This is a genomic window from Anaerorhabdus sp. (assembly GCF_036637135.1).
In the GTDB taxonomy this organism is placed as follows: Bacteria; Bacillota_I; Bacilli_A; order Erysipelotrichales; family Erysipelotrichaceae; genus Anaerorhabdus.
In genome coordinates, this window is record NZ_JAVWNC010000089.1 from 1 (window position 1) to 6,132 (window position 6,132).

Here is a 6,132-nt window from a genome sequence, read left to right on the forward strand (position 1 = left end):
CTAACTTTTATCATTCAAAGCGAATGAGTTGATTTGGATCATCCAATATACTGGAATCACCTTTTAAATAATCTTCGTAATAACTAGGTGCCCCTTCTTTGACGATATAATTCAATCCACATGTATAACACTTCCAAATATAAAAGTCATTGTCTTCAGTTTTAATTGTTGTGATTGCATCCTCTATCTTCTCATCCAACACCATCGCATCCTCTTCTGTTCCATAAAGATAAGAAAAAGGAATACTTGTACAAGAATCTTCTAAAGTACACTCTGCATTATTTGATGTTATTTTTAATTCTATCTTACCTGATGTTTCGTTGATTGCGTTGATAACTAACTCCATTTGTTCAGGCAATGTTTCTACTACTTTTATCTGAAATAATCCATTGATATCCACCTCTTTAAATGTAGCTTCTGGCATTACCGTTTGCACTGGAGTTGGTTCAACTGTTGGTGTAGTATTTGCTTCACCGCAACCCACTATAAGAATTAAAGTAAACAGACTTATGATTATTTTTTTCATTATATTTCTCCTTTTGTCTACATATGTAAACTCATTATAATTATTTCGTTTACATATGTCAACGATTTACGCAACAAAAAACTTGAAGTTTTCACCTCAAGTTTTCAATTTATAATTAAGCTTTGTTTGCTGAACCGAATTGATTCATCATTGCTGTTACTTTAGCTTGGATAGCTTTTGCACCTGGAGCTAATAGTTTACGAGGATCGTATCCTTTACCTTCTTGGTCTTTACCTGCAACGATGTACTCGCGAGTTGCTGCAGCAAATTCTAATTGAAGTTCTGTATTAACGTTGATTTTAGAAACTCCTAATGAAATAGCTTTAGCGATTTGATCAGCTGGAATTCCTGAACCACCATGTAATACTAATGGTTTACCATTTGTTGATTCTTGGATTTTTCCAAGTACATCAAAGTTTAATCCAGCCCAATTTGCTGGGTATTTACCATGGATATTTCCGATACCTGCTGCTAAGAAGTCTACACCTAAGTTAGCGATCGTAGCACATTCTTGAGGATCAGCGAATTCGCCCATACCTACAACACCATCTTCTTCTCCACCAATTGAACCAACTTCACATTCAACTGAAAGTCCTTTTGAATGAGCAAGTTCAATGATTTCTTTTGATTTTTCTAAGTTTTCTTCAAAGCCATAATGAGAACCATCAAACATAACTGAAGTAAATCCAGCAGCGATAGCTTCTTTAGCGCCTTCATATGAACCATGGTCTAAGTGAATTGCAACTGGAACTGTAATTCCCATGAAATCATGTACTTCTTTAACCATTGCTACAACTGTTTTGTAACCAGCCATATATTTTCCTGCACCTTCAGATACACCTAACATAACTGGAGATTTTGCTTCTTCAGCTGCTGCAAGAACTGCTTTAGTCCATTCTAGGTTGTTGATGTTGAATGCTCCAACTGCGTAATGGCCTTCATGTGCCTTTTTAATCATTTCTGTTGCTGATACTAATACCATATTAAATTTTCCTCCTATTTTTATAACACCTTAATTCTATACCATAATATCCTAAATGAAAAGTAATTTATATAGAATAATCGCTATTGATTTGCTATAATATTAAAGATTGTGAGGAGATCGACTATGAAAAAAATAGCATTTGATAATGACAAGTATATCTCGATGCAATCGAAGTACATCGAGGAAAGAATTGCCCAATTTGGTGGGAAGCTTTATCTAGAATTTGGCGGCAAGTTATTCGATGATTTCCATGCAGCTCGTGTCTTACCAGGTTTTATGCCAGACAGTAAAGTTAAAATGCTCGCTGAAATGAAAGACAAAGTTGAGCTCATTATTGTAATAAGCGCGAATGACATTGAGAAAAACAAGGTTCGTAGTGATTTAGGCATTACTTACGATCTTGACTGTCTTCGTTTAATTGACGCATTTAGAAGTATTGATTTTTATGTAGGTAGTGTTGTCATTACACACTATTCAAAACAACCTACTGCAGATCAATTTAAAAAGAAACTTGAAGGATTAGGCATCAAAGTAGCCTTACATTATCCGATTCAAGGATATCCTGCAAATGTAAGTCATATCGTATCCGATGAAGGATATGGTTTAAATGACTACATTGAAACCGAAAGAGAATTGGTTGTTGTAACTGCACCAGGACCTGGTTCTGGGAAGATGGCTGTTTGTTTATCACAGCTATATCATGATTCAAAAAGAAACATTAAATCAGGTTATGCAAAATTTGAAACATTCCCAATTTGGAATATTCCATTAAAACATCCTGTTAATTTAGCTTATGAAGCTGCAACCGCTGATTTAAATGATATTAATATGATTGACCCATTCCATTTAGAGGCATATGGCACTCAAGCAATAAATTACAATCGCGATGTTGAAGTATTCCCAGTACTTAATACACTATTTGAAAAAATACAAGGTGAATCACCTTATAAATCACCTACAGATATGGGTGTAAACATGGTTGGTAACTGTATCATTGATAATGATGCAGCATATAAAGCAAGTTACGAAGAAATTGTAAGAAGATATTACAATGCACTCGTTGATCTAAGAAAAGATCGCGGCACCGAAGAAACCGTTAATAAAATTGAATTAATTATGAACAAAGCTGGCATTAACACAACGGATGTACGTCCTGTTGTAAAAGCAGCGTTAGATAAAGCAGAAGAAACTGGTGGACCAGCAGTTGCCATTGAACTTGAAGATGGTACAATCGTTACTGGTAAAACATCACCATTACTTGGTGCTTCAAGTGCTTGTTTGTTAAACGCTTTAAAAATATCTGCAGGTATTGATGACAGTGTTCACTTGATCGCAAGAGAAGTTATTGAACCTGTACAAAAATTAAAAACTGAAATTCTTGGAAATCACAATCCTCGACTTCATGTCGATGAAATATTAATCGCTCTTTCAATTACTGCCATCAACAATCCAGTAACTAGAAAAGCATTAGAACACTTAAGAAAATTAGAAGATTGTGAAGTTCACTCTTCTGTAATTCTTGCAGAGATTGATGTACTCACATTTAGAAAACTAGGTTTCAACTTAACACAAGAACCTATCTACAATACAAAACGTTTATACCACAAATAAAAAATACCTCGAAAGTTCAAGGTAAGTAGTGAAAAATTAATTATAAAAGACGGTGCATTTCAGAATGTGCCGTCTTTTTTACTTGTTTGATACAATATTATTTTTATAGTTCACGAGCAAGACGCATAGCCTCAGGCAAATCAGACGCAACTATCGCACCCGTATTACAAAGTGCTTGTTTTGTTTGATGCCCTTGAGCAACAAGAATACAATGTGTACCGCATTCTTTTGCACACTCATAATCATGAGCACTATCACCAATCCACACAATATCACGACAATCAATTTGTGATTTTTCAATAAATTCCTTTGCAAGATCAACTTTAGAATGAGCGTAGATGTTATTTAGTCCTAAGATTTCTTCAAAATACTCATTACACTCATATTCTTGAGCTTGTTTTTTCAATATATCAATCTGTGAGGCAGATAGTAATACATTAATAATACCCTCATCTCTATTTTGTTTTAAACTATCTATCGCATAATCATGTAATGAATAATTTAAATATGTACTTTGATATCCCTTTGTATAATCTACTGACACATCTTCAAACGATTGTGCCGTTAAATCAAACCCCATTTGTTCATATACACGAATTACAGGAAAACAAAATATTTCACGATACTGTTCAACACTATCTAATGTTTTTATATTTCTTTCTTTGCATAAATCATTCAAAACATGGAAACAACACTCTGCATCATTCAACAAAGTACCATTCCAATCCCAAATCATCATCTTCATTTTTGGTCCTCCTTTGTAAATTAAAAGGCAGTATATTCTGCCTAATAATCGTCTTCAGTAAAATCGCGTTTTGTATCTTCGTCTTCATCACCATCTGCAAATTCATCTTCAAAATCTTCGTCATCAATTTCTTCAACTTCAACATGAATTTCATTGTATAAGTGACGAGATCTTAAATCCCATTTGTTATCTGCTAATGAAGCAAATCTAGTATCTAACATAAGCTCTGTATAAAATTGAGCTATCTTTCTTTGTTGCATTGTTGTGTCAAATCCAAGAGTGTCTGATACCTCACCCCATAGTTTGTTAAATTCGATACCTTTTTTCTTCTTTGTCAAAACATTATGTGCTACGTCGGTCATTGATTGGTAAGTCAAGTTTTGGTCCTCCTATACTATATCAATTAGTTCAAATTAATCACTGTTTTCATGTGTTATTAAAACACATTTTCTACAGATGTCAACTACTTTTAATCATCAATCATCAATTTTTGAATATACAACATTCTATACGTGTATGTATAGATAATATATCTTCTGAATATATTTTATATTCAATCATCCATCCTGTTGATTTTAAATCAAATTTTTCTATTTGTGTAGTAAAATGCAACACCCCATATTCGCTCATTACACTCGCAAATCCTGGTTTGTTTTTATCAAGGTAAACTTCCGTTTTTACATCGGCTGTACGTACAATACGCATTGTATTTTCATCATAAAAATATTCCTGTTTACCTAACTCATTTACATAAGATAAATAACCAAGTTTACTAAACGCTTCTCCTTCAAAGAGAACTGTTTTAATAGTTTCTATGCAATCGATTTGCTCGATTCTACAACTTACTTGTGTATGTTCCAAATTACTCACCTGCATTGATTATACTTAACCTACACCTTGTGTCAAGAAGAATTCACACACATTTCTTTTTATTTGTATTAAAGTTTTGTAAAGGATAAATGCAATCATTAATTCCCTCTATAACTCACACAAAGAACCTACATTCACTCTTATTAACTAAAACCAGTATTTATACATAGTTTCTTTATATCTCTAAAAACACCCCCGAAAACGCTTATCAAGGCACTCTGTTATTTACTAAACAACAAAAAGAAAAAGTCATTCACATGACTCTCCCTCAATGCATAGAGTTTTACTCCTCTAGTATGTCTCTCCCCAGGACTTAATAATATACTTAATTCGATTATACAACGAGACTATCATTTTTATCCATTATCTTAATCTATCCAAAGTGCTCTACCCTTTTGGATAGAACATCTTTTCTTCATTTTTATTTTCTCCATGAACAAGTGAATGCACAATATTACTTGCTTCTGATAACTCTTTTATTTCTCCATTATTCATTGAAATCCATATCGCTGAATACTCATCTTCGCGATAAGGTTGATAAGGTCTTTGTTTCACTTCATCTGTTTCAAAGTAATAACGAATATCATATTTCTTCGCAATTCTATTACGTTTCGCATCAATCATTTTTTCACTTGTGATATCTTTGTATTTAAATAAATCACGTGTTAATAGTCTTCTTGATAAATCTTGCAAGATTGAATCTTTACATGATGTCAAAAGTGAAAACCCATAGAAACATGTATTTTCATCCATCAAGAAATGATCGTGTACAGTAACCGTTTTATTTCGTATAAATGCATCAAACATTGGAACACATTTTAACGCAGAAGGATTCTCTTTCTTACAATCCCTTAATCTTTCAAATAGTTTATTCAAAATGATTTCATAACTTCTAGCCGTTGGATGAAAGTAGACTTGCCAATACATATGATATCGAGCCATAATGTAATCTTCCACAGTGTGAATACCTGTTTCTTTTACCACAATTTTACCATCCTTGACACGCATTGTACGTAACACTCTTTCCAAATCAAACTCACCATATTTAGTACCTGTAAAGTATGCATCTCTTAATAAGTAATCCATGCGATCCGCATCTAATTGCCCACTTATCATTTGTGTTAACAATCCATTTGAATGTGTATGGTTAATAATACTGGATACCTCTTTCGACAATCCTGTTTGAGCTTTCTCAATGATTTGATGAACCTCAGTATCTTCAAGAATAATTCTCTCAGTAAACTCTTCATGATTTGTATTACATATCGATTCAAACGCATGACTAAATGGACCATGACCAATATCATGAAGCAATCCAGCTAACATGACCGCAATCATATCTCGTTCAGAAACTGTTGATCCAATATCATTATTTTCTTGAATCATTCTTCTTAC

Annotated in this window: 7 protein-coding genes; 1 reads left to right on the top strand and 6 read right to left on the bottom strand. The window is 33.3% G+C overall.

All coding sequences use genetic code 11. The features are described 5' to 3' along the window. Positions 1 to 10: 10 nt before the first annotated feature. Positions 11 to 526 carry a hypothetical protein gene (locus RR643_RS10990; RefSeq protein WP_332483236.1) on the bottom strand — a complete coding sequence of 172 codons (516 nt, stop codon included), beginning with the start codon at positions 524 to 526 and terminating at the stop codon, positions 11 to 13. A gap of 115 nt (positions 527 to 641) precedes the next feature. Then, positions 642 to 1,508, bottom strand: a complete 867-nt coding sequence (gene fba, locus RR643_RS10995; RefSeq protein ID WP_332483237.1) for a class II fructose-1,6-bisphosphate aldolase — start codon at positions 1,506 to 1,508, stop codon at positions 642 to 644. A gap of 126 nt (positions 1,509 to 1,634) precedes the next feature. Here fba and RR643_RS11000 point away from each other — a divergent pair, with 126 nt between their 5' ends. Beyond that, on the top strand, positions 1,635 to 3,122 hold the full coding sequence (locus tag RR643_RS11000; protein ID WP_332469456.1) for a DUF1846 domain-containing protein: 1,488 nt from the start codon (positions 1,635 to 1,637) through the stop codon (positions 3,120 to 3,122). Between the two features lie 103 nt (positions 3,123 to 3,225). Here RR643_RS11000 and RR643_RS11005 read toward each other — a convergent pair whose 3' ends face one another. The 4 genes from RR643_RS11005 to RR643_RS11020 form a co-directional block, all read right to left on the bottom strand. Next, the gene (locus RR643_RS11005; protein ID WP_332483238.1) at positions 3,226 to 3,867 is read right to left on the bottom strand and encodes an HAD family hydrolase; all 642 of its coding nucleotides are present in this window, start codon (positions 3,865 to 3,867) and stop codon (positions 3,226 to 3,228) included. Between the two features lie 41 nt (positions 3,868 to 3,908). Then, positions 3,909 to 4,244, bottom strand: a complete 336-nt coding sequence (gene rpoE, locus RR643_RS11010; protein ID WP_332469458.1) for a DNA-directed RNA polymerase subunit delta — start codon at positions 4,242 to 4,244, stop codon at positions 3,909 to 3,911. A 106-nt stretch (positions 4,245 to 4,350) separates the two neighbouring features. Beyond that, a complete protein-coding gene (locus RR643_RS11015) occupies positions 4,351 to 4,728 on the bottom strand; it encodes a hypothetical protein (RefSeq protein WP_332469459.1) in 378 nt (125 codons plus the stop codon). A gap of 396 nt (positions 4,729 to 5,124) precedes the next feature. Further along, positions 5,125 to 6,132 (bottom strand): HD domain-containing protein (locus RR643_RS11020; protein WP_332483239.1); only part of this gene is annotated, 1,008 nt, incomplete at its 5' end.

Bases quoted from the DNA above. Each gene is read 5' to 3' on its own strand.
- fba (WP_332483237.1), bottom strand. From the start codon at position 1,508: ATGGTATTAGTATCAGCAACAGAAATGATTAAAAAGGCACATGAAGGC.
- RR643_RS11000 (WP_332469456.1), top strand. From the start codon at position 1,635: ATGAAAAAAATAGCATTTGATAATGACAAGTATATCTCGATGCAATCG.
- RR643_RS10990 (WP_332483236.1), bottom strand. From the start codon at position 526: ATGAAAAAAATAATCATAAGTCTGTTTACTTTAATTCTTATAGTGGGT.
- RR643_RS11005 (WP_332483238.1), bottom strand. From the start codon at position 3,867: ATGAAGATGATGATTTGGGATTGGAATGGTACTTTGTTGAATGATGCA.